We start from the raw sequence: 22,107 nt of genomic DNA, 5'->3' as shown, positions 1-22,107 counted from the left end.
GGGGGAACCATGGGCGAGACACCGAGGAAGCGGATTGATTATGCGGGCAGCGTTCACGACGAGGCGGAGATCGCCGCCGTCGTCGAGGTGCTGAGCGGGTCGCCGACCGCACTTCGCATCGGCAAGAACGTGCGCAAGCTGGAACAACTGGTGGCCGCCACCTTCGCCAAGGAACGCGGCGTGATGGTGAACAGCGGCTCGTCGGCGCTGTACCTGGCGGTCGAGTTGCTGCGACCCCAGCCGGGCGACGAGATCATCACCTCGCCGGTGACGTTCTCCACCGACATCGCGCCGATGGCCCGAGCCGGGGTCACCCCGGTGTTCGTCGACGTGACGCCCAACACCTACCAGCTGGATACCGTGTCGCTGGAGGCGGCGGTCACCGACCGAACCACCGCCATCCTGGTGCCCAACCTGATCGGCAACTGTCCCGACTGGGACGTGATCAGGGACGTGGCCGACCGCCACGACCTGGTGGTCATCGAGGACAGCTGCGACTGCATGGGTGCAACGCTGCGGGGTACCCCCACCGGAGCCCGGTCCGATATGTCCCTCACCAGTTTTGCGCTGTCCCACATCATCACGGCGGCGGGCACGGGCGGCATGATCTGTTTGAACGACGATGAGTGGATCGACAGGGCGCTGAAGCTGCGCCGCTGGGGGCGCCGAAGCGAGGTGGCGCTGTGGGGCTCCAAACGGGGCGCACCTGTGGAGGAGGGCGAACGACGGTTCTTCTCGCAGTTGCCCGACGGCCAGACCTACGACGACCTGTTCATCTTCGACGAGCTGGGCTGGAACTTCGAGCCGTCCGAGCTGTCGGCTGCGTTCGGTGTTGTGCAGATGGACCGGTTGGATGGTTTCCTCGAGCGCCGCAAGCGCAACGCGTTGTTGCTGACCGAGTTCTTCGATCAACACCCCGAGCACTTCGTGACGCCGCAGCTCACCCCCGACGTCGATACGGCCTGGCACATGTTTCCCATCCAGATCCGACCGGAGTCACCAATCGATCGGGGCGACTTTCAGCTGCACATGGAGCGGGCCGGCGTCGACACCCGCATGGTGTGGACCGGCAACGCCACCCGCCAACCGGCCTTCGCTGACATCACCTTCAAGCAGCCGTCCGGTGGCCTACCCAATGCCGACCGGGTGATGGAGACCGGCCTGGTGCTGCCCTGCAATCATGCGATCGACGACGACGCCGTCGCCTACATCTGCGAGACGGTCACGGCCGCTCTGGACGGGCTCGCGGGTTCGTAGCAGCGCCTCGTCAGAACCGGAGCGTTGCGTAGCATCCGGTGATGGCGCTGACTTCGTATCGCAACGACGGGTTGACCTTCGAGGTCGACGACAGCGGTGGGGACGGCGAGGTGGTGGTGCTGTTGCACGGCTTCCCGCAGTCACGCACCAGCTGGTCGAAGCTGACGCCGCATCTGGTGCAAGCCGGCTACCGCGTGCTCGCCCCCGACCAGCGGGGCTACTCGCCGGGTGCGCGCCCGAAACGTCGCCGCGATTACGCGATCGACCTGCTGGTCGCCGACATCGTTGCTCTGGCCGACAACGCGGGTGCCCGACGGTTTCACGTGGTCGGCCACGACTGGGGAGGCGGGGCCGCCTGGGCGCTCGCCGAGCGTCATCCCGAACGGTTGCTGTCGATGACGTCGCTGTCGACGCCCCACCCACGGGCGATGGTCGCCGCCATGGTGCGCAGCAACCAGGCGCTGAAGAGCTGGTACATGTTGGCGTTCCAACTGCCGTGGCTGCCGGAGGCGGCGATCTCCTCGAAGCGTGGCGGCACCCGGGTGCGTCAGGCGCTCATCGATGCCGGCATGGCGCCCGCTGAGGCCGAGTCCCGCCTGGACATGTTGCGCGGCGGCGCCGCCCGCGGTGCCCTGGGCTGGTACCGGGCGCTTCCGTTTGCCGGCAAGCCCGCCGGTGGGAAGATTCGGGTGCCGACGCTTTACATCTACAGCACCGACGACGTGGCGCTGGGCGGCAAGGCCGCCGACCTGACCGGGAGCTACGTCAGCGGCCCCTACACCTACGAGGTGCTCGACGGCGTCAACCATTGGATCCCCGACGTGGCCGCCGACACGATCGCCCCGATGATCCTGGATCACCTGGCCTGAGCTGGAGAATACACAGCGCATTTTCAACTGGGTCCTGGCGCCGCCAGAGGGGCTCGAGGACGCATTTGAAGGGGGCCGGCCGTATCGTGAGGCGCATCAAAGCAACGCTTCAGATCGACGGGGGACTCCACTGATGTCATCGACTCGTATCACGGCCGAGGCACCCAAGATCACCATGGTCGGTGCCGGCGGCATGTCGTTTGGGCCGACCATGGTCAACGACGTGGTGCACACCGCCGGCCTGAGCGGCGCCCGGCTGGTGCTGCACGACGTGAACCGCGAGCGCCTCGACCGGGCCTACCGCTTTGCTGCGAAGCTCAACGCGTCCAGCGGTGCCCCGGTGATCCTTGACCGCACCACCGACCCCGCCGAGGCACTCACTGGAGCCGACTTCGTGCTTTCCAGTGCCGAGTTCGGTCGGTTCGAGCACTGGCGCCAGGACTACGAGATCCCCAACCGGCACGGCGCACGGCAGATCACCGGCGAGAACGGAGGTCCGGGAGCGGTGTTCCACTCGCTGCGATCCATCACCAACACGCTGGGAATCTGCGCCGACATCGAGCGGTACTGTCCCGACGCGTTCCTCATCAACCTGACCAATCCGATGAGCCGCGTGACCTTGGCGATCAACCGGGCCACCAAGGTGCGCAACGTTGGAATGTGTCACGAGATGCCGATGGGCATCAATCGTCTGGCGCGACGCCTGCGCGTGAAACGCAGCGACATCGAGGCTCGGGCGTCTGGCATCAACCACTTCACGTTCTTCACCGAGTTTCGAAACAAGCGGACCGGTGAAGACCTGCTGCCAACGATCCGGGCCTGGTTCGAGAAGCCGGTCTTCGACTACTCACCGAGGACCCAGCGCGTGGCGCGGCGGCTGGACCGATCCCTGGGAGGTGCCGGTCTGGTGGAGTTCAACTACATGCCCTTGGTGACCCACGTGGTGCGCGAGCACGGCCTGGTGCCGTGTTCGGTGGACAGTCACATCGGCGAGTATCTGCCCTTCGCGCTGGATGTCGCCGACTGGATGCCCGTCCCGATGGACTTTCATCAGCCGTTCTCAGAGCTGGCCGAGCGGGCGGCCGCGTGGGCGGCCGACACCAGAGTGCCGCTGCCGATGCAGATTGCGGGCATGTCGGGCGAGGAGGTGGCGGCCATCATCGATGCCATGTGGAACGACGAGCCGGCGAGGATCCTGGCGGTCAACGTGCCCAACGACGGCTACCTTCCGGACGTGGCCGAAGGGGCGATCGTCGAGGTTGGCGCCGTGGTCGACGGTGACGGGATCCACCCCGAGCACATGGACCCACTGGGCGAACCATTGGCGGGATGGGTGAAGACTCAGGTGGAGCTTCAGGAGTTGGTGGTGGAGGCCGCGCTTGCCGGGGATGCCGACCTGGCGTTCAAAGCGGTCCGCGAGGATCCGTGCTCGCCGCCGGACGAGGCTTCGTGCCGGGCGATGTTCGATGAGTTGCGACACCTCCAAGCCGACAAACTGCCATTCTGAGCAGCGTTGTCGCCGCCCTAGCCGGTGGCCGGGAACCTGGATGAGTAGTTCCAAGGGGTGTTGACCGCGGTTGGTGGTCGTATGGGGTGAGGTGGCGGGCTGGTCCTGGTCGGCTGGTGGTTCCGTTGTGCCAGATTGCTGTGGTGAGCGCGAGAAGCCGCTGGAGGACCCGGGCGCAGACCCCTTCGGCCTTACGTCCGCCGTGTCGTTCGAGGTCGAGTTGTGCTTTGAGGGTCTGGTTGACCGACTCGATGATCTGACGGAACGGCTGCAGGAACCGTCTGCCTGGTCGTTGTTTCTCGCCTTTGCGAGTGGGTCGGATCAGGGTGATGCCCTGGGCGTTCAGCTCGGCTTCGAACGCTGCTGACCGGTAGCCCTTGTCGGTCTTGAGCTTCTGGCCGGGCCGATACATGGCCGGATCGGTGTCCAACATCGCGATCGCGGCGGCTCGTTCGTCGCCTTGGTCGCCGGTGAGCGCTGCGGCGATGGGGAGCCCGGAGGGCGTGCAGATCAGATGCAGGCGGAGGCCCCCGAAGAACCGGGAGCGCGACGCGCAGTACCCGTAGCTGGCCCACCCGGCAAGGTCGGAGCGTTTCGCTGTTTCGCGGGACCGTCCGCACTCGACCGGTGTGGAGTCCACAAGCCAGAGGTCTTCGTGGTAGGTCTCACAATCGCGGCGGAACACGGCCATGAGGTGTTGCATCAGGACCACCGGGTTCCTGAGCCGTTTGTTGTAGCCGGACCGTTGGGGGAGGCAGGGGAACCATGGGCGGAGGTGGGCCCGGGCATGGCGGAGGAACTGTGCCTCGGAGGCGAACCCGAGGAGAGCTTGGATGATCGCGAGGGTGATCAGCTCGGCGTCGGTCAGTTTCGGGGGGATCCCGATCGCGGGCCGTTCGGGTGCCCATGCGGGATGATCCTTCAAGGCGTCGTCAATCCTCACGTAGCGTGTGGTCGCGAGGGTGTCCAGGTTGGCGTTCATTCGCAGGTCCTCCAGGGCCGGTGCGTGTGATCACCGCTGATCCTGGACGCTCTCGCTAAGTGGTGGATCTTCGCGCGGAGCGCGCAAGGTCACTCTCAGACGCGAAACAGCCCCACCAACACAGGCCCAGCCCGCTACCCCTCGGAACTACTCATCTAGATGGTCGCCGACGACGAAAGCGGTGTCTTCCTCAGCCGTGCACACCGCACGCCCCGGCCGGCCGCCATACTGCAAGCTCGAACGCTTCCATCAAGGCGCCCGGTTGCCCGGCGACCTGCGCCCACCAGCTCGCCCTCGTTTGCAGGTACTCCTCACACATGTATGGCCGGTCCAACAGGTTTTGGTATGCCGTCACGGCCGCAACCTTGGAGGCCCATGACTGCCCAACTTCACAGAAGACATTGCCGTCGAAGTCGGAGGAAGAGATCGGTGGCTCAACCCCAAGCACGATCGCAGGACTTGGCCAACGACGCGTACTCAAACGAACAGCGTCATGTAGTGCGATGTGGTCCTGGTTCTGGATGCCGCTGCGTGCATGAGTGATGACAAGCTGCGGCTCGCTTTCTCTGATGAGGTCGTCGGTTGCACCTACGAGCTCGGCGTCGACCCGCATCGACCCTGTCTCGAACTTCAAGAGTCGGCTCTGTGCCCCCAAGAGGGTGCATACCTGTTTAAACGCCTCGTCGCGCCCTTGAGCTCCGTCTGAGAAGCAGACGACGGTGGTCTCGACATCGATTCTTGTCAGCTCCGCAATCGTCCCACCACACAAAAGCGCCTCGTCATCCGGGTGAGCGAGAATGACCATGGCGCGGGTGAGCCCGCTCCCCACAAGTTGGTCGATCATCGAGGTAGGCGCCATCCGGCTAGTGCCCACGCCGCTGCGGCGACCGCATCACACCCACCCGTCACGAGCTCGTCGACCACCCGGTCGGCATTGACGAGTCGGACACGATCGACCTCGTCAGTGCTCGGGGTTCCGACCTCGAGGATGTCTCGCACCATGCAAACGTGACACGTCTCCGTTGTAAGGGCCGTCGACGGGGTGACCTGTCCGATGACTTCACAGGAGGTACCGCGTATGCCTGTCTCCTCCTCAAGTTCCCGCACGGCAGCTTCCCGAGGAGTCTCGCCCTCATCAATCGCTCCTCCGGGGAATTCTGTGAACGTCTTCTGATGAGCGATCCTCCATGTGTCGACCAGGACGGTGCGCTCGTCGGGCATCCGAGCGATCACTGGTACCGAATCACCTTGCTTGACAACGTAGTAGGTGTCCAGCCCGTGAGGGACAGCGTGGACGGCCCAGAAGGGATTTCTGAAAACCTCCGTAGTGCTTACCACTCGATCTCGCAGATGAACTCTTCTGTGAAGTTGGCCGCCGCCACATCCCGCGCCGATCGCAATAGAGCGTTGCAAGAGCCACGGCTGTACCGTCGCGAGCGCGGACAGTCACACTCGACGCCCCTTGCCCGACTGCCCCGTCTCGAGAAGCCGTCGAGAGTTCGACGGTGGCCGTAAAGCGCAGTGGGAATCTTCCGAACCCTATTGAGCGCGAGCTGATGCAGCATGAAGTCCAAGTCCTCGCCTGGCGCTCCCTCATAGTACGGGTACCACTCCCGGACAGCTTTTCGAAAGACCACGAGCTGATGCAGGTGCGGCTTCGCTCCGCTGATGTCAGGGTCATCAAGAAGCAGTCTTGGAGTGGGGATGTACGACAACGAGTCGGGTACGGCCGCTGTTCCACCATGGTCGTCGATGTACCACATGCCGGTCGTGTACACGTCCGCTAGTTCGGCCGCAGCCGCAGCGTTGGCCATCGCCATCGCCATCGCCATCGCCATCGGGTGGATCAGATCATCGCCATCCAAATATGTAACCCAAGCGGTCGAAGCTCGGGCCACGCCAGCGTTGCGAGTGGCGCCAGCGCTCCACCCTTAACGGAGACGACCTCACAGCTAGAACGGTCCCACTGTTGTGCGACGGTGCGGGGTCAACTGGGCCAGGGGGCGGACGCCGTCATCATGCACGGCTCCACCCCGGCGGAACTGGCCCCGGTGGTCGAGTCGTATCGGGTCGCAACCTGAAGGGGCGGCACGCGTGGTCGGTGGGCGGCGGCACCGTCGGTGAGACGCCGTGTGGGTGATCAGGACGCGAGCAGCACCTGGAGGCACTCGGTCCAGGCGCGACGGATCTGTGATTGGGAACGGCCGTGGGTGTCGCGCAGAAGTTCCCACGACTCGAACGATGTGATCGAGTCGATCACCCCCACCAGGTCGTCGCCCCGGGCCGGAGTGCGGGTTCCGAGTTCGGCGGCGAAGTGGGTGCGGACCTGGTTGGCCGAGCCCGCCCGGGTTGTTGCGAGGGTGGTGGCGAACCGTGGTGTTTCCAGCGCCCGAAGCCGGGCGATGTGGGCGATGGGCGCGATGGCATGGTAGAGCGCAAGGCGGGAATCGACCATGGCCGAAAGGCGACGGGGGAGCTGGCCTTCGCCGAGGTTGGGGATCTCGAAGAGCGGGGCGAACCGTTCGAAGTACCGTCCGATGGCGAGCTCACGCAGGTCGTCCAGGCCGTCGAAGTAGCGAAAAATGGACGAGACCGACACTCCGGCGCGCGCGGCGATCTCCTCGACGGCGGGCTGCACACCCTGTTCCTGAAGAAGGGCGAAGAGTGCGTCCACCACGGCGGTGCGGCCCCTGGCGCGACGGGCGCGACGGCCGTCGACGGTGTTGGCTTCACCGGGAACGTCGGCGGTTGGGATCGCATCGGACATTAAACCATCGTAGGGCGGATTGGTCGTTGTGCGATGCGGACTCCCAGAACCTTTTGACAGTGTTACTCTCACTTGTCCCCGCCCTGGTGCCACCCGATTTGAGGAGCCGACCATGCAGACCGTGCGCACACCCGACGACCGGTTCGCCGACCTGGTCGGCTACCCGTTTGCCCCGAACTACGCCCAGGTTCAGGCCGATGAAACGGACCGTGGCACCATGCGGGTGCACTACCTCGACGAGGGCCCGGCCGATGCCGCCCCGGTACTGCTGATGCACGGTGAGCCCACCTGGAGCTACCTCTACCGCCACATGATCCCCGTGCTCGTTGCGGCCGGGCATCGGGTGATCGCCCCCGACCTGGTGGGTTTCGGTCGCAGCGACAAACCAACCGAGCAGGGCGACCACACCTACGCACGCCATGTCGGCTGGATGAGCGAGTTGCTCTTTGGCCACCTCGACCTGCGGCACATCACCTTCTTTGGACAGGACTGGGGTGGCCTGATCGGCCTGCGCCTCGTCGCCGCCCGGCCCGATCGCTTTACCCGGGTGGTGGTGGGCAACACGGGGCTGCCCACCGGGCACGGGAAGCCCACCGAGGCGTTCCTCGCCTGGCAGGAGTTCAGCCAGACCACCGAAGAGTTTCCGGTGGGCTTCATCATCAACAGCGGCTGCACCACCGACCTGAGCAGCGAGGTTGTCGCCGCCTACGACGCACCGTTCCCCGACGACACGTTCACAGCGGGTGCCCGCGCCCTGCCTGCGCTCGTGCCGACCAGCCTCGACGACCCCGCCAGCGCCGACAACATCGCTGCCTGGGAGGTGCTGACGGCCTTTGATCGACCGTTCCTGACGGCCTTCAGCGATGGCGATCCGATCACCGGAGGCGGAGAGGCACCATTCCAGGCCAAGGTGGCAGGGGCGCAGGGGCAGCCGCACACCACCGTCGAGGGTGGCGGCCACTTCCTTCAAGAGGATCGAGGCCCACGGTTGGCACAGGTGATCAACGACTTCATCGCTGCGACACCGTGACGGTTCGGCTGTGATCACCATCGAGCGACGACTCGACGTTCCCCATCCGCCTCAGCAGGTGTGGGATCGTTTGGCTGATTTCGAGGCGATCAGTGCGTGGGCGGACAATGTCGATCACTCATGCCTGCTGCATCCCGGCGGGGAGGTTTCGCCGGTGGGGGTGGGAGCAACCCGGCGGGTGCAGGTTGGCCGCCGCACCCTGGTGGAGCGGGTGGTGGTGTGGGACGAGCCTCAACGCTTGGCCTATCAGATCGAGGGCCTGCCGCCGGTGGTGACGAGCCTGCAGAACGAGTGGCGCCTCCAGTCGGTCGCTGCCGGCGCCTGCGGTGCCGGCGCGGGCGGTGCCGGGGCGCATCACACCCGGGTCACGTTGGCCACGACGGTTGAATGCGGGCCCCGTCCGCCCCAGAAGCTGGTTGCGCGGCTGATCGCCCGCCGCATGGCAGGCGACTCCGACACGATGCTGTCTGGGCTGGCCCACTCGATGAAGGAGTCGTCACATGCCTGATCCGGATCAGACGTCGGGGCGCCCCGACGTGGTCATCATCATGACCGACGAGGAGCGGGCCATCCCGCCTTACGAAAGCGACGAGTTGCGGACCTGGCGGCGGGACACGCTGCCCGGAAGGGCCTGGTTTGATGCCCATGGGGTTGGCTTCGCCCGGCACTACACCGGCTCGTTGGCCTGCGTGCCCAGTAGACCCACGCTGTTCACCGGGCAGTACCCGGACCTTCACGGGGTCACCCAGACCGACGGTCTGGGAAAGACCGCCGACGACTCCCGGCTCCGCTGGCTGCATCAGGGGGAGGTGCCCACGCTGGGCAACTGGTTTCGGGCCGCCGGCTACGACACCCACTACGACGGCAAGTGGCACATCAGCCACGCCGACCTGATCAGCCCGGATACCGGCAGGCCGCTGGCCACCAACGATGCCGACGGGCAGGTGGACCCGGTGGCTGTTCAGGCATACCTGGACGCCGACCCGCTTGAACCGTTTGGGTTCTCCGGTTGGGTTGGGCCCGAGCCCCACGGCGCGCCCCTGGCCAACGCGGGCATCCGGCGGGATGCGCTGATCGCCAACCGGGTGGTTGCCTGGCTGGAGGACCGCTATGCCCGAAGGTCTGCGGGCGACCCTGCAGCGCAGCGGCCGTTCCTCCTGGTGGCAAGTTTCGTCAACCCGCACGACATTGTGCTGTTTCCCGCCTGGGTGCGGCGCAACCCGATGGAGCCGTCGCCGCTGGACCCGCCATCGGTACCTCCGTCACCAACCGCCGATGAGGACCTGTCCACGAAGCCTGCCGCCCAAATTGCCTATCGGGCGAGCTACCCGACCGCGTACGGACCCCCGGCCCTGATCGAGCGGACCTACAGCGCCAACGCGCAGCAGTACCGGGACTTGTACTACCGCCTGCACGCCGAGGTGGACGGGCCACTCGATCGGGTGCGTCGGGCGGTGACCGACGGCTCGGGCAGCAACGAAGCAGCCGCCGACGCATCGGGTGGCACCGTGCTGGTGCGAACCTCCGACCACGGCGACCTGCTCGGCTCGCACGGTGGCCTGCATCAGAAGTGGTTCAACCTGTACGACGAGGCCACCAGGGTGCCGATGGCCATTGCCCGCATTGGTGTGGACGCCACGACGGGCCGCACGGTCGATGACATGCCCACGTCGCACGTCGACCTCGTGCCCACGTTGCTGGCGGCGGCGGGCATCGATCCGGTGTCGACGGCTGCTCGGTTGGCTGCAGACTTCTCTGAGGTCCACGAGCTGCCGGGGCGCGATCTGATGGGGATCGTCGACGGCACCGCCGAACCCGATCCGCAGCGTTGCGTGTACCTGATGACCCGAGACAACGTGTTGGAGGGTGACAGCGAGCTGTCGGGGTTGGCCCGTCGGCTTGGCCGCACCAAGGTTCCGGCGCCGTTGCGGATCGAGGTACCCGCCCATGTGGCGTCCAACTTTGAGGGGGTGGTGGCCCGGGTCGGGGACACCGACGCCGAGGGTGGGAAGGGCCACCTGTGGAAGCTGGTGCGCTCCTTCGACGACCCCGCCACCTGGACCGAGCCGGGAAAGCGCCACCTGGCGGCAAACGGCGCAGGTGGCCCCCGGTATCGCACCGAGCCGCTGGCCGATCAGTGGGAGCTGTACGACCTGACGGCCGATCCGATCGAGGCAAACAACCGGGCCCCCAGGCCGGGCGGCACCGACCGCCGGCCGGCAGCTGAGGATGCGGCCGTGTTTGCCCATCTGCGTCAGGTACTGAAGGCCCAGCGAGCCGCCTCGGTGCCGGAACGCAACGAGCCGTGGCCCTACGCCGAGCGGCAGCCGACGGTTCCCGCTGCGAAGCAGCCACCGCCCCCGGCGCGCCTGCTGCGTCGGGTGGTGCAACGCCTGGGGATGCATCCCGTCGATCCGGCAGGCCCGATCGACGGCGGAGTCGAGTTGCTCGGGCGCAAGGCCTTGATCGTGTGCACCAACCACGGTTGGCTGGACGTCGGCAAGCCCACCGGCCTGTTCGCCAGCGAGATGACCGTGCCCTACTACGCGTTCCAGGACGCCGGCATGAACGTCGACCTCGCCAGCCCCAAGGGCGGCCTGATCCCCGTCGACCCGCTGTCGCTCAAGCCTGTGCTTCGCAGCGAGTCCGACGACCGGTTCCTGGCCGACGACGAGCTGCGGGCTCAGGTCAACGACTCACTGGCCATCGGTGACCTCGACGTGGCCGACTTCGACCTGGTGTTCCTCGCCGGCGGCTGGGGAGCGGCGTTCGACTTCGGCTTCTCCAAGCCGCTCGCCGAGGCGATGACCACGGCCAACGCGCTGGGCAAGGTGATCGGGGGCGTGTGCCACGGTCCGCTGGGGTTGATCAACGCCAAGGCGGCCGACGGTACGCCGTTGGTGACAGGCCGCCGGGTCTCGTCGGTGACCGACAAGCAGGTGTCCGAGCTTGGCATCACCTCGACCCCGCATCATCCTGAGACCGAGCTGCGACGCGTGGGAGCCCGATTCGAATCTGAGACCCGATTTCGGGACCCGTTGTCCAACCATTGGGTGGTCGACGGCAACCTGGTGACCGGCCAGAACCAAAATGCCGGGCCGATGGTGGCCCGCGAGATGATGAGCCTGCTCCTGGCGGCACCGGGTGCCGACGCCTGAAACCGGGTTCCCGGGTGGTTGCTACTCCTCAGCGTTCAGCGACGCCAGTACTTCCTTGCAACTGGGGCACACCGGGTAGCGATCGGGGTCGCGGCTGGGCGTCCACTTCTTGCCGCAGAGCGCCGTGATGGGTTCGCCGGTGACGTAGGCCCGGCTGGCGTCGGCCTTGGACACGATATGGGCGTAGCGGTCGTGGTCACCGTCGTCGGTGGAGGGGGTGACGTCGGTGCGTGGCGCCTCGGTCTCGACCGGTACAAGCGTTGGCGCCGCTGGGCCGGACGACCTTGTGGGCAAAGCAGACATGGTTGGCATCAACGCCCACGCTATCGAGTGGGCGTCTGGTCGGTTGGTTGCAGCGGGACGTTGAACGTCGCCCGCTGTTCCGCATTCAGTTGCGGGTCCGCCTGACCCGGTGCGCCGGCTCCCAGCGGTTCCGCCTTCCACCTATCAGGCGTGGTGGGCAGCGAGCGACCCCACGTGGATGTGGGGCTGCGGCTTGATGTCCGCGGTCAGGCCCGGCGGCTGGTGCTTCGGCGCAGTCGGTCGAGTTTCGGCAGTTGTCGAGCGGCTCGGCGGACTGTCTTGGATACCGTCGGCCGAAGCAGGCGGCTGACGGTCGAATCGACTCTGGGCATCACGGTGTCGCCAACGGAAATCTCACCCGGCTGCGTGACCAGCGCCCCGATCGCTGCCAGTCCGGCACGTTCAGCATTGAGCCGCTGTAGCACATCGAGGTCACGAGCAAGCCCCGGCTGCGGTCGCGTCACCATGACGCAGCGGCCGATGTGTCGACGCACGTCCAAGGTGACACCACCGATCACGAGCGATTGCCCCACCCAGCCGTCCTCGGTGCTCTCGGTGCTCTCGCCCACGGTGCCGTCCTGGTCGAGCACCACGTTGGCGCGGAACCTCCGTGGGTCCTGTCCGGCCAGCGTGGTTGTACTGATGAGCGACACCCGGGTGCGTTTGCTGTCGTGGAACGCCCCCGGAGGGCCGGTCCATTGCATCCAGTTGCAGCTCGACTCGTCAAGGTCGTCGAGTGGTGCCTCGAAGGTCCCGCCGGAGTTGTGGTCGGCGGCGCGCAAACGAACCCGGCGTCCAAGCCAGTCCGACAGTTCATCGTCGCTCCGCAGCACGTCGTCGCCAAGGTGCACCTCGGCGCTGCCGTCCTCGGCGAGTCGACCCGCTGCCAACAGCAGCGTTGCTTCCCGGCGGGCTGTGAGCACCCTGCCGGTTGCCACGTCCTCGATGCCCCAGGAACGATCACCCACCAGACCAAGTTCGGTGACCGCTGAGGTTTGCAGGCGCTCGCCGCCCAGCGACTTGATGGGGTACCGCCACAGCTCCACGATGCGCATCCGCGCATTCTCCCATGGGCGTCGACATGGAGTCGTGTATCGGCGGTCGTGCAGCAGCGGTCGTGCACAGGTCCTGGTGCATCGGCGGCCGCCGGCCGGCTCGCTGCCTACGATGCGGACATGGAAGACGACGGGGCCAACTCGAAGACGGAGCTGAGTGACCAGCGCAAGGTGGCGCTGCTGTCTGGAGCGGACGACTGGCACACCGAAGCCGTCCCTGAGCTCGGCTTGGAAGCGGTGATGATGGCCGACGGCCCACACGGCCTGCGCAAGGTGATGAGCGCGTCGCTGGCCGACCTCCAGGCCAGCGAACCGGCGACCTGTTTCCCGACCGGAAGCGCGCTCGCCGCCACCTGGGATCGCGTCCTGGCGGGCGACGTGGGGCGGGCGATCGGCCGGGAGGCTGTGGCCGAGGGAGTCGGTGTGGTGCTTGGCCCGGCCGTGAACCTGAAACGTCATCCGGCAGCAGGCCGGAACTTTGAGTACTTCTCCGAGGACCCGTTCCTGGCCGGGGAGTTGGCGGTGGCCTGGATCGACGGCGTGCAGGGGGAAGGGGTGGGGGCCTCGCTGAAGCACTTCGCCGTCAACAACCAGGAGGCCAACCGCATGGTGGTCGACGCCGTCGTCGACCCGGCGACGTTGCGAGAGTTGTACTTGGGCGCGTTCGAGGCGGCTGTTCGTCGCAGCCGACCCTGGACGGTCATGTCGGCCTACAACCTGCTGAACGGCGTGTACTGCTCGGAAGACCCATGGTTGCTCAGCGAGTTGCTTCGAGATCAGTGGGGCTTCGACGGGCTGGTGGTGACCGACTGGGGAGCCAACGACGATCGGGTGGCCGGTATCCGCGCCGGTCAAGACCTGGAGATGCCCGGCGGCCACGGCACCCACGACGCGGCGGTACTGGCGGCGCTGGCCGATGGATCACTCCATCGAGCCGACCTCGACGGGTGCGTGCGCCGGGTACTTGCCCTGCTGGAGCGCGCTGACGGCGCACGGTCAGGTCGACCGGGCAGTGCCATGGCATCGCCCCGGCCGGGCGCGGATCCCGACGCCCTTCACCGCGAACATCACCAACTGGCTCGCCGGGCGGCAGCGGCGGGAACGGTGCTGTTGACCAACGACGGCACATTGCCGCTGGCACCCTCGGGGCACGTGGCGCTGATCGGGGAGTTCGCGGCGCATCCCCGGTTTCAGGGTGGGGGCAGCTCGCAGGTGAAGGCCACCCGCAGCGACAACCTGCACGCCGAACTACGCACGCATGTCGACGCGGCTGGAGGTCGGGTGCAGTACGCGCCCGGCTATGTGCTGCGTGCCCGTGACGACCGCCCGGGAGAGCCCGCCCGACGGGTCGACGAGGCCGTGTCGATCGCCCGGGGTGCCGAGGTGGCGGTCGTGGTGGTCGGGCTGCCCGACGCCGTCGAGTCCGAGGGCTTTGACCGCGATCATCTCCACCTTCCCGAATCCCACAACATCCTGGTTCGGGCCGTGTGCGCGGCCAACCCCAACACGGTGGTGATCGTGGTGGCGGGGTCGCCGGTGACGATGGACTGGGTCGATCAACCGGCGGCCATCATCCACGGTTACCTCGGAGGTCAGGCGGCCGGTGGTGCATTGGCCGACGTGCTGGTGGGCGCCGCCGAACCGGGCGGGCGCCTCGCCGAAACCTTCCCGGTGCGCTCGGCTGACGTGGCATCCGACCGGTGGTTTCCGGGGGAGCCGCATCAGGTGACCTATCGGGAGGGTCCCTACATCGGCTACCGCTGGTTCGACGCCTCCGGCGCCACACCGTTGTTCCCCTTCGGCCATGGTCTCAGCTACGCCGAGATCACTCTTGGAGTGCCGACCCTGAGTGCCCAGCACGTTGATGCCGGCGTGCTACTTGGTGGCACCGACGTAGTGGCTCCCGCAGAGGTGCCGCCTCCGGGCGCCGGGCCGGTTGCATTCACGGTGACGGTCCCGCTCACCAACGCCGGCGATCGGGCGGGGAGCGAGGTGGTGCAGGTGTATCTGGAATCGCCGGATACCGGTCGCCCCGCCGCGCACCGCCACCTTGTGGGGTTCGCCAAGGTGAACCTCGAACCAAACTCGACCAGGGAGGCGACGGTGGATGTGCACGCCCGGGCGCTGTGCCATTGGCACCCTGCCGACAGGGGCTGGGCGGTCTCGGCAGGCACCTGGGGTGTGGCGGTGGGGTGCTCCTCCGGCAACCTTCCCCATGGTCTGATGGTTGAGGTGGCCTCGTCGTGGTCGGCCCCCGAGCCCGACCCCGCCCTCGATCCATACCGAAACCCTCGACCCGACGACTGGGACCCGGGTGTTGCGGCGTTCGAAGCGTTGCTTGGCCGGTCGGTACCCGAGCCCACCCCGGTGCGGCCGTTCACCCGCAACACCACCCTGGGCGAGCTGGGGGAGACCCGCCTTGGTCGCCCGTTGCTGGCCCTTGTCCGGGCGATCGTTGCCCACACCACTGGTGGCGCTCATGATGAGGGTGGCCTGGGGGCGATGATCGACCGGTCGTTGGGCGAACTGCCGCTCCGCAACCTGGCGGTGATGAGCCAGGGGCGGGTGCCGATGTCGGCGATCAACCGCTTGATCGCGCTGGCCAATCGGATGCCCGGTCACCCAGCCGGTCACCCACCCGGCCGCCCGCCGGGGCGCAGTGTTGGGTTCACTCGGCCAGGCAGGAGAAGATAGGCCCATGACCGATACACCCTGGCAGGGCGATGCCTCCTCGCTCGTGGACGCGTTCCGAGCGGGCGAGCGCTCGCCCGTCGAGGAAACCGAGGCGACGCTGGCGGCCATCGGCAACTCCAAGCTGAACAGCTTTTCCTTTGTTGACCCTGAGCGCGCGCTGGAGGCTGCCAAGTCGGCCGACGTCAGCCTGCCCTTCGGTGGCGTGCCGACCGGCATCAAGGAACTGGAACAGGTGAAGGGGTGGCCTGACACCGGTGCCTCGTTGGCGTTCGCCAACCGGGTGGCCACGGTGAACAGCAACTCGAACAAACTGCTGTTCAATCGCGGTGGCGTGGTCCCGGTGGGGCTGACCACCGCCAGCGAGTTCGGCGGCCTCAACGTCAGCATCACCAAGCTGAACGGCGTGACACACAACCCGTGGCGTCACGGTCGCACGGTGGGTGGCTCGTCCGGCGGCGCAGCGGCCTCGGTGGCCGGTGGGCTGGTCAGCCTGGCTACCGGTGGCGATGGCGGCGGGTCCATTCGTATCCCCGCCGGCTACACCGGCCTGCTGGGGATGAAAGGCACTTTTGGCCGCATCACCCGCGGCCCGGTGGCGTTCAGCCGTCCCAACACCGTGGTGCAGGGCAACCTGTCCAGATCGGTTCGCGACGCGGCTCGCTTCTACGACGTCTGCGCGGGCGTCGACCCCTACGATCCCACCAGCCTGCCGTCGGCGGGCGACTGGGAGGCCAACCTGGGCACCCATGATCTGGCAGGTCTCCGCGTGGCCGTGGTTCCCAACCTGGGCGGCGTCACCCTCGAGGACGGAGTGGAGCAGCGCATCCGCGACGAGGCGGCAGCTCTCATCGCCGACAACAACATGGTGCAGGTGAACGTCGACGTTCGTCCGCCCAACCTGGCTGCCCAATGGATGATGGGCAACCTGTCCACCCTGCTGGTCGAACTGGGGGACATGTGGCCCAAGTGTGCCAAGGACCTCACCGATGAGGTGGCGATCGGCCTGTACCTCAGCCAGTCGATGTACAACCTGCGCACCGCGGCGGTCGCTGAGGAGATGCGGGTCGAGGCCAACCAGGCGATGGCTCGGGCCTTCGAGCAGGTCGACCTGATCATCGCAGCGTCCAACCCCGGCCCGGCGTTCCCGGCCGAGTCGTCGATGAGCAGCACCGAGAACAACCTGATCGAGAAGGCCAAGTCCAGCACCGCGGCCAAGGGGGCGCTTCGCACCGCCCTGTTTGGCACCAAGCTGGCGTCCACGTTTGCCCCCAAGCTGCCGAGCAACCTGTTGGGCCGGGTCTCGGAGAAGTTCCCCGAGATGGTCAACATGGGCGCGCTCACCATCATCGCCAACATCTACGGCAACCCCGCTGTGTCGATCCCGGCCGGGACGGTGGGCGGGCTGCCGGTGGGCATGCAGGTTCTGGCCCGCCACCATGAGGACCCGCTGCTCTTCGACGTGGCCCTCGCCGTCGAGCGGGAGCGTCCTTGGCCCATGGTGGCACCGGCGGTCACCGACGCCGCGTAACCTCGGCGCTCCTCTGAGGCTTCACCGGCCATCTCCTGAGTGGGTGCGCCGAAAGGTGAGTTGATGAGCCCGTGCTTGGGCAGTGATTTCAGTTGGTTGGTCGTGGTGTCGACACCTTGTAGGTGAGCGTGCCGCGCACGGCGAGGTTGCCGGACTCGTCGGCCACCACGGCTTCGCAGAACACGATCGACCGGCCTCGTCGTGTGACCCACCCGTGGGCGATGGCATCGCTGCCGAGGATGCCGCCGAGGTAGGAAAGGCTCAGGTTGAGGGTCAGCATGACCGGCACCTTCTCGTAGGCGCAGGCGATCGCAGGCACCACCACGGTGTCCACCAGCGTCGCGAGCGCGCCGCCGTGCATCATGCCCGCAGGTTGGCGTATCTCGGGCCTCCACGGCACCCGCATGCGGGCATAGTCGGCTCGTACCTCCTCCAGTTGGAGGCCGACCAACTGGGCGAAGTTGGCGCCCCCCATGTGGCCGGGGAATGTTCCCCACTTCTCGGTGGCCTCGGATGGGAGCGCCGCAAAGTCGGTCGGGTTGGGAATGCCGGTGAAGGTCACGGACCAACGGTACCGCTGGGTCCCACCGGTTGGGTGGGTTGAACCTCCCCGGACGTCGCCTCCCGCTCTCGGCGTGTGAGGTCGGCCACCTCACTGAACACTCCCGTGATGGCCCCACCAACCCCGGGAACAGTGCTCCGCTGTGTGGCTTATGCCGCATTCGGCATAATGCGGCAAACACCACCGTTGGAAGCGGGGAAGGATTCTCGTTCTGCCAACTGCTGGTGGCATCTGGCGGACGGGTGGTGTGTGTCAGACCGATGCGTGCCTTTCGCCGGCGGGTAGGTCGCGATTCGCGCCGGTGCGATGTCGGGCTCTCCCAAGATTTATCCTGTGTTCAGCTCGTGTTTACCTGGGGGGAACCCAACTGTTAACTCGCCTCCGTACCGTTCGTCTCGTCCAGAAGATCCCCGCCCAACATCCGGCGGAACGACTACAGAGGCGACGAATTGAAGCAAGGAATCGGTCCGACAACCCTCCGACTTGCGGCCTTGGCGCTCACCGGCGGCCTGGTGGTGAGTGCCTGCAGCCCAAGCAACAGCGGAACGGGTGCGGGCGTCGCCGGAGGTGAGATCACCATCTCGGGGTCGTCCACGGTGGAACCAATTTCAGTGCGAGTCGGTGAGATGTTCGCCAAGAGCGGTGGGGTGCTTCCGTCGGTGGAAGGCCCGGGGACGGGCGACGGCTTTAAGAAGTTCTGCGCCGGTGAGACGGACATTTCGGACGCCTCACGGGCGATCAAAGACGAGGAGCAGGCTGCCTGCGCCAAGGCCGGGATCACCTTCACCGAACTGCGGATCGCCAACGATGCCATCACGGTGCTGACCAACGAGAAGAACGACTCGGTCGCATGCCTCACCTTCGAGGACCTCTACGGGCTGGTGGGGCCACAAGCCGAGGGCGTGAAGACGTGGTCCGACGCCAAGGCCAAGGGCGCCACCTCGAAGCTTCCCAACATTCCGCTGGACATCTTTGCCCCCGGAACCGAGTCGGGTACCTACGACTCCTTCTACGAACTGGCCATCAAGGACATCGCCGAGGCCAAAGGTGTACCGGAGAACGAGCAGATCCGTCCCGACTACGGCGGACTGCCCAATGACAACGAGATCATCTCCGGGCTCCAGTCGGTCGACTCCGGATTCGGTTGGGTGGGCTTCGCCTTTGCCGAAGCGTCGTCCGGCGCGCGGGAATTGAAGGTCGACGGTGGTGAGGGATGCGTCGCCCCGTCGGCTGCGACCGTCGCCGACGGCACGTACCCGCTGGCCAGGCCGCTGTTCATCTACATCAACAACGAGAAGCTGGCCGACGCCCCCGACCTGGCCGACTTCGTCGACTTCTACCTGTCTGACCAGGGTATGAGCGCTGTCTCCGAGGTGGGTTATGTGCCCCTGGCACCAGCGGATCTGCAAGCGACCCGAGCTGTGTGGCAGGACGCCAAAGCCGGGATTGCCAAGGATGCGCCGGCCAAGGATGGGGTTGCCAAGGATAGGGTTGCCAAGACCGCGACCGACACGCCGTGAGCGTCCAGTTCTCTCTCGACGACCTGGCGGGGTCCAGGCGCCGCAACCGGGTTGAAGCGGCGGTGAAGGCGGTCGTCGGCTCGGCGGCCTCGCTCAGCATCGTGATCAGCCTGGCGATCCTGGCCGTGCTGGTCGTGCGCTCGGTTGGCTTCCTGGCCCACGTGAACTGGTCGTCGCTGGCGAGTTCGTTGGGCTGGTTTCCGCGCAGCAACCGCTTTGACCTGGTCACGCTGCTGTTGGGTTCGCTCTGGGTGACCGGGATTGCGCTGATGGTGGCCACACCGATCGGGGTCGGCGCCGCCGTCTACCTCGCGGAGTACTGCTCGGCGCGGGTGCGTCGGTGGCTGAAGCCCTCGGTGGAGATCCTGGCCGGCCTGCCGTCGGTGGTTGTGGCCTACTTCATCCTCCAGGTGATCTACCAGACCGCGCTCGAAGGTGTGCTTGACAGCAAGTACACACTGTTCGCCGCAGGGGTGGGTGTGGGCATCCTCACCATCCCGATCATCGCCTCGGTCACCGAGGACGCACTTTCCGCGGTGCCCAACTCGCTGAGGGAGGCCAGCGTGGGCTTGGGCGCCCGGAAGGCGGGCACCACCGTGCGGGTGGTGCTGCCGGCCGCCGTTTCGGGGGTCACTGCGGCGCTCATCGTCGGCGCCAGCCGGGCGCTGGGCGAAACCATGTTGGTCACGTTGGTGGCCGGGGGCGCCAACGGGTCTGCCAGGGCGCTGGGCCCGGCGTCCGCATCGGGCGGCATCACCATGACGTCGGCCATGGCAAACCTGGCGGCCGGGTCGGACTCGGTGGCGGTGGGAACCGGGGTGACCCTCAACCCGGTCAACTCGCTCTACGTCGTTGGTCTGGTGTTGTTCCTGGTCACGTTGGGCCTCAACTTCGTCGGCGACCGGCTCGTGCGCCGGTTTCGCCAGAGCTACTAGGGGCAGACGTCATGACGATCGCGTTCTCACGCCGCCGCCAACGCGAGGCCACGGTGGATGCCGTGCGCCAGGCCATCACCCGAGGCAAGGTCGACACCGCCGGGCTGGTGTTCAAGGGCCTGGTGACCGGATGCCTGCTCATCATCATGGGCCTGCTGATCTGGCTGTTCGCCGACGTGGCCATCGAATCCAAGCCGTACGTGTCCAACCGGGGCTTCTTGGGGTTCCTCGGCGGAACCCTGTCCAGCGAACCGGCCACCTATGGGGTGTCGCAGGGCATCATCGGCTCGGTCTGGATCCTCATTTTCGTCGCACTCCTGACCTTCCCCGTTGGCGTGGCAGCGGGGATCTACCTGGAGGAGTACGCCCGGGACACCCGCTTTACCCGGATGGTCAACCTGATCATCCGCAACCTCGCCGGCGTGCCGTCGGTGGTCTACGGCATCCTCGGACTGGCTGTGTTCAAGGAACTGCTGGGCGGCGCCGGTTCGTCCGACGCCGCGTGGTGGCAGTTCACGGGCGGACCCACGCTGATCAGCGCCGGGCTGACGATGGCCATCCTGGTGATGCCCATCGTCATCATCACCTCGGCGGAGGCCATCCGGGCGGTGCCCAAGAGCCTCCGCGAGGCCGGCTTTGGTGTGGGTGCAACCCACTCCGAAGTGATCCGCAGCCACGTCCTGCCCTACGCGGCGCCCGGGATTCTGACCGGTACCGTCCTCTCGTTCTCGCGGGCGATCGGCGAGGCTGCACCGCTACTGATGGTGGGTGCCATCACCGGGCTGTTGCCCACCTACGACAACGTCCCGGATCAGCTCACCGGCAACTTCACGGCCCTTCCGATGTTGATCTACGGCACCCTGAAACGACCCGAATCGCAGGGTTGGCCCGCTGTGACCGCCACGGTGATCGTGGTGCTCATGGTGGTGCTGCTCATTGCCAACGCAGGGTCGATTCTGGCCCGCAATCATTTCGAGAGGAAGCGTCAATGATCTTCACAACTCCGCGCCCCACCAAAGGCCCCAATCCGGGGGTCTCCCCGAACCCTGTCGGGCCCGCAACCGACACCTCAGTTCCCGACCGTGCCGTAGCCGACGCCGTCGACGCCGCCGCACGTCCTGGGGAGCTCGACCACCTGCCGGATCTGCTCACCTCCCCGGTCTTCGAGGTGTCGGAGTTGTCGGTGTACTACGGCGTGTTCCGGGCGGTCAGCGACGTGTCGATGACCATCAGAAGCGGTGAGATCACTGCGTTCATCGGACCGTCGGGCTGCGGGAAGAGCACCGTGCTGCGCTGCTTCAACCGCATGAACGACCTGATCGAAGGGGCACGGGTCACCGGCGCCGTCAATTTCCGCGGTGTCGACCTGTACGACCCGGCGGTCAACCCGGTGGAGGTTCGCCGTCGGGTGGGCATGGTGTTTCAGAAACCCAACCCGTTTCCCAAGTCGATCTACGCCAACGTGGCATACGGGCCCAAGGTGGGCGGCGCCAGGAAGGCCGACCTCGACGAGATCGTGGAGACCAGCCTGACCAAGGCCGCGCTGTGGGATGAGGTGAAGGACCGCTTGGGCGATTTGGCCCTCGGGCTGTCGGGAGGCCAGCAACAGCGCCTCTGTATCGCTCGGGCCATCGCATCGGGACCGGAGGTGGTGTTGATGGACGAGCCGTGCTCCGCTCTCGACCCCATCGCCACCGCACGCATCGAGGAACTCATGCGTGAGCTTCAGAGCGAGTACACGATCGTCATCGTCACCCACAACATGGCCCAGGCCGCGCGCGTCAGCGACAAGACCGCGTTCTTCTCCACAGAACCGACCGACGTGGGCGATCGCCGCACCGGCATCCAGGTGGAGTTCGGCGATACGGAGAAGATCTTCTCCAATCCGTCCGACGAACGCACCGAGAACTACATCACGGGTAGGTTCGGATGAGTGGCCG

Annotated in this window: 19 protein-coding genes and 2 pseudogenes; 14 read left to right on the top strand and 7 right to left on the bottom strand. The window is 66.6% G+C overall.

Annotated elements, in window-relative coordinates:
- The first annotated feature begins 9 nt into the window (after window positions 1–9).
- The 3 genes from MPARV_RS0104855 to MPARV_RS0104845 all read left to right on the top strand — a co-directional run bounded on the left by MPARV_RS0104855 (window position 10) and on the right by MPARV_RS0104845 (window position 3,633).
- Window positions 10–1,257, top strand: a complete 1,248-nt coding sequence (locus MPARV_RS0104855) for a DegT/DnrJ/EryC1/StrS family aminotransferase (RefSeq protein ID WP_020377443.1) — start codon at window positions 10–12, stop codon at window positions 1,255–1,257.
- A 41-nt stretch (window positions 1,258–1,298) separates the two neighbouring features.
- On the top strand, window positions 1,299–2,126 hold the full coding sequence (locus MPARV_RS0104850) for an alpha/beta fold hydrolase (protein WP_020377442.1): 828 nt from the start codon (window positions 1,299–1,301) through the stop codon (window positions 2,124–2,126).
- A gap of 133 nt (window positions 2,127–2,259) precedes the next feature.
- Entirely contained in the window at window positions 2,260–3,633 is a 1,374-nt protein-coding gene (locus tag MPARV_RS0104845) for a family 4 glycosyl hydrolase (RefSeq protein ID WP_020377441.1), read from the top strand.
- A gap of 73 nt (window positions 3,634–3,706) precedes the next feature.
- Here the strand turns inward: MPARV_RS0104845 and MPARV_RS23445 are convergent.
- From MPARV_RS23445 to MPARV_RS25995, 3 genes and pseudogenes are all read right to left on the bottom strand, one after another.
- A pseudogene (locus tag MPARV_RS23445) lies at window positions 3,707–4,615 on the bottom strand (IS982 family transposase); the annotation flags it as partial.
- 190 nt (window positions 4,616–4,805) lie between these two features.
- Complete coding sequence (locus tag MPARV_RS0104830) at window positions 4,806–5,459, bottom strand: PIG-L deacetylase family protein (RefSeq protein ID WP_020377438.1); 654 nt, start codon at window positions 5,457–5,459, stop codon at window positions 4,806–4,808.
- Complete coding sequence (locus tag MPARV_RS25995) at window positions 5,456–5,848, bottom strand: NUDIX hydrolase (RefSeq protein ID WP_155852561.1); 393 nt, start codon at window positions 5,846–5,848, stop codon at window positions 5,456–5,458. Before MPARV_RS25995 ends, MPARV_RS0104830 begins: the two co-directional genes overlap by 4 nt.
- A gap of 471 nt (window positions 5,849–6,319) precedes the next feature.
- Between MPARV_RS25995 and MPARV_RS24565 the strand changes: the two genes are divergently transcribed.
- A complete protein-coding gene (locus MPARV_RS24565) occupies window positions 6,320–6,550 on the top strand; it encodes a hypothetical protein (protein ID WP_157789461.1) in 231 nt (76 codons plus the stop codon).
- Window positions 6,551–6,755: 205 nt separating this feature from the next.
- On the opposite strand, the gene MPARV_RS0104810 is transcribed toward MPARV_RS24565, so the two are convergent.
- A complete protein-coding gene (locus MPARV_RS0104810) occupies window positions 6,756–7,382 on the bottom strand; it encodes a TetR/AcrR family transcriptional regulator (protein WP_020377435.1) in 627 nt (208 codons plus the stop codon).
- A 112-nt stretch (window positions 7,383–7,494) separates the two neighbouring features.
- Here MPARV_RS0104810 and MPARV_RS0104805 point away from each other — a divergent pair, with 112 nt between their 5' ends.
- The 4 genes and pseudogenes from MPARV_RS0104805 to MPARV_RS25990 all read left to right on the top strand — a co-directional run bounded on the left by MPARV_RS0104805 (window position 7,495) and on the right by MPARV_RS25990 (window position 11,570).
- Window positions 7,495–8,412, top strand: a complete 918-nt coding sequence (locus MPARV_RS0104805) for a haloalkane dehalogenase (RefSeq protein WP_020377434.1) — start codon at window positions 7,495–7,497, stop codon at window positions 8,410–8,412.
- A 10-nt stretch (window positions 8,413–8,422) separates the two neighbouring features.
- The gene (locus MPARV_RS0104800) at window positions 8,423–8,920 is read left to right on the top strand and encodes an SRPBCC family protein (RefSeq protein WP_020377433.1); all 498 of its coding nucleotides are present in this window, start codon (window positions 8,423–8,425) and stop codon (window positions 8,918–8,920) included.
- A pseudogene (locus tag MPARV_RS0104795) lies at window positions 8,913–10,805 on the top strand (sulfatase-like hydrolase/transferase); the annotation flags it as partial. The gene MPARV_RS0104800 and the pseudogene MPARV_RS0104795, both read left to right, overlap by 8 nt.
- 6 nt (window positions 10,806–10,811) lie before the next feature.
- A complete protein-coding gene (locus MPARV_RS25990) occupies window positions 10,812–11,570 on the top strand; it encodes a type 1 glutamine amidotransferase domain-containing protein (protein WP_420886230.1) in 759 nt (252 codons plus the stop codon).
- Window positions 11,571–11,591: 21 nt separating this feature from the next.
- On the opposite strand, the gene MPARV_RS0104790 is transcribed toward MPARV_RS25990, so the two are convergent.
- Window positions 11,592–11,882, bottom strand: a complete 291-nt coding sequence (locus MPARV_RS0104790; RefSeq protein ID WP_020377431.1) for a DUF3039 domain-containing protein — start codon at window positions 11,880–11,882, stop codon at window positions 11,592–11,594.
- Between the two features lie 197 nt (window positions 11,883–12,079).
- Window positions 12,080–12,928, bottom strand: a complete 849-nt coding sequence (locus tag MPARV_RS0104785; protein WP_012230183.1) for an MOSC domain-containing protein — start codon at window positions 12,926–12,928, stop codon at window positions 12,080–12,082.
- 120 nt (window positions 12,929–13,048) lie between these two features.
- Here MPARV_RS0104785 and MPARV_RS0104780 point away from each other — a divergent pair, with 120 nt between their 5' ends.
- Together MPARV_RS0104780 and MPARV_RS25295 are read left to right on the top strand one after the other, a co-directional pair.
- Complete coding sequence (locus tag MPARV_RS0104780) at window positions 13,049–15,622, top strand: glycoside hydrolase family 3 C-terminal domain-containing protein (RefSeq protein WP_157789460.1); 2,574 nt, start codon at window positions 13,049–13,051, stop codon at window positions 15,620–15,622.
- 4 nt (window positions 15,623–15,626) lie between these two features.
- Window positions 15,627–17,150 carry an amidase gene (locus MPARV_RS25295; protein ID WP_020377429.1) on the top strand — a complete coding sequence of 508 codons (1,524 nt, stop codon included), beginning with the start codon at window positions 15,627–15,629 and terminating at the stop codon, window positions 17,148–17,150.
- Between the two features lie 88 nt (window positions 17,151–17,238).
- Here MPARV_RS25295 and MPARV_RS22225 read toward each other — a convergent pair whose 3' ends face one another.
- Window positions 17,239–17,712, bottom strand: a complete 474-nt coding sequence (locus MPARV_RS22225; protein WP_020377428.1) for a PaaI family thioesterase — start codon at window positions 17,710–17,712, stop codon at window positions 17,239–17,241.
- 449 nt (window positions 17,713–18,161) lie between these two features.
- On the opposite strand from MPARV_RS22225, the gene MPARV_RS0104760 reads away from it, so the two are divergent.
- The 4 genes from MPARV_RS0104760 to pstB are packed head-to-tail and all read left to right on the top strand — an operon-like array spanning window position 18,162 to window position 22,100.
- Window positions 18,162–19,232, top strand: a complete 1,071-nt coding sequence (locus tag MPARV_RS0104760) for a substrate-binding domain-containing protein (RefSeq protein WP_020377426.1) — start codon at window positions 18,162–18,164, stop codon at window positions 19,230–19,232.
- A complete protein-coding gene (locus tag MPARV_RS0104755; protein ID WP_020377425.1) occupies window positions 19,229–20,167 on the top strand; it encodes a PstC family ABC transporter permease in 939 nt (312 codons plus the stop codon). Before MPARV_RS0104760 ends, MPARV_RS0104755 begins: the two co-directional genes overlap by 4 nt.
- A gap of 11 nt (window positions 20,168–20,178) precedes the next feature.
- Window positions 20,179–21,159: a phosphate ABC transporter permease PstA gene (gene pstA / locus MPARV_RS0104750; RefSeq protein WP_012227063.1), complete on the top strand. Its 981-nt coding sequence runs from the start codon at window positions 20,179–20,181 to the stop codon at window positions 21,157–21,159.
- The gene (gene pstB, locus MPARV_RS0104745) at window positions 21,156–22,100 is read left to right on the top strand and encodes a phosphate ABC transporter ATP-binding protein PstB (protein ID WP_020377424.1); all 945 of its coding nucleotides are present in this window, start codon (window positions 21,156–21,158) and stop codon (window positions 22,098–22,100) included. The genes pstA and pstB overlap by 4 nt, the downstream gene beginning before the upstream one ends.
- Window positions 22,101–22,107: the final 7 nt, after the last annotated feature.

The organism is Candidatus Microthrix parvicella Bio17-1 (assembly GCF_000299415.1).
Lineage (GTDB): Bacteria > Actinomycetota > Acidimicrobiia > Acidimicrobiales > Microtrichaceae > Microthrix > Microthrix parvicella.
The sequence above is the reverse complement of the archived record's forward strand: the minus strand, read 5'-3'. Positions and strand labels throughout refer to the sequence as shown.

What these genes read in the sequence shown, in the direction of transcription:
- MPARV_RS24565 (WP_157789461.1), top strand. Translation starts at nt 6,320, where the DNA reads ATGTACGACAACGAGTCGGGTACGGCCGCTGTTCCACCATGGTCGTCG.
- MPARV_RS0104845 (WP_020377441.1), top strand. Translation starts at nt 2,260, where the DNA reads ATGTCATCGACTCGTATCACGGCCGAGGCACCCAAGATCACCATGGTC.
- MPARV_RS25295 (WP_020377429.1), top strand. Translation starts at nt 15,627, where the DNA reads ATGACCGATACACCCTGGCAGGGCGATGCCTCCTCGCTCGTGGACGCG.
- MPARV_RS25990 (WP_420886230.1), top strand. Translation starts at nt 10,812, where the DNA reads ATGCATCCCGTCGATCCGGCAGGCCCGATCGACGGCGGAGTCGAGTTG.
- MPARV_RS0104805 (WP_020377434.1), top strand. Translation starts at nt 7,495, where the DNA reads ATGCAGACCGTGCGCACACCCGACGACCGGTTCGCCGACCTGGTCGGC.
- pstB (WP_020377424.1), top strand. Translation starts at nt 21,156, where the DNA reads ATGATCTTCACAACTCCGCGCCCCACCAAAGGCCCCAATCCGGGGGTC.
- MPARV_RS0104810 (WP_020377435.1), bottom strand. Translation starts at nt 7,382, where the DNA reads ATGTCCGATGCGATCCCAACCGCCGACGTTCCCGGTGAAGCCAACACC.
- MPARV_RS0104790 (WP_020377431.1), bottom strand. Translation starts at nt 11,882, where the DNA reads ATGCCAACCATGTCTGCTTTGCCCACAAGGTCGTCCGGCCCAGCGGCG.
- MPARV_RS0104850 (WP_020377442.1), top strand. Translation starts at nt 1,299, where the DNA reads ATGGCGCTGACTTCGTATCGCAACGACGGGTTGACCTTCGAGGTCGAC.
- MPARV_RS0104830 (WP_020377438.1), bottom strand. Translation starts at nt 5,459, where the DNA reads ATGATCGACCAACTTGTGGGGAGCGGGCTCACCCGCGCCATGGTCATT.
- pstA (WP_012227063.1), top strand. Translation starts at nt 20,179, where the DNA reads ATGACGATCGCGTTCTCACGCCGCCGCCAACGCGAGGCCACGGTGGAT.
- MPARV_RS0104785 (WP_012230183.1), bottom strand. Translation starts at nt 12,928, where the DNA reads ATGCGCATCGTGGAGCTGTGGCGGTACCCCATCAAGTCGCTGGGCGGC.
- MPARV_RS0104780 (WP_157789460.1), top strand. Translation starts at nt 13,049, where the DNA reads ATGGAAGACGACGGGGCCAACTCGAAGACGGAGCTGAGTGACCAGCGC.
- MPARV_RS0104855 (WP_020377443.1), top strand. Translation starts at nt 10, where the DNA reads ATGGGCGAGACACCGAGGAAGCGGATTGATTATGCGGGCAGCGTTCAC.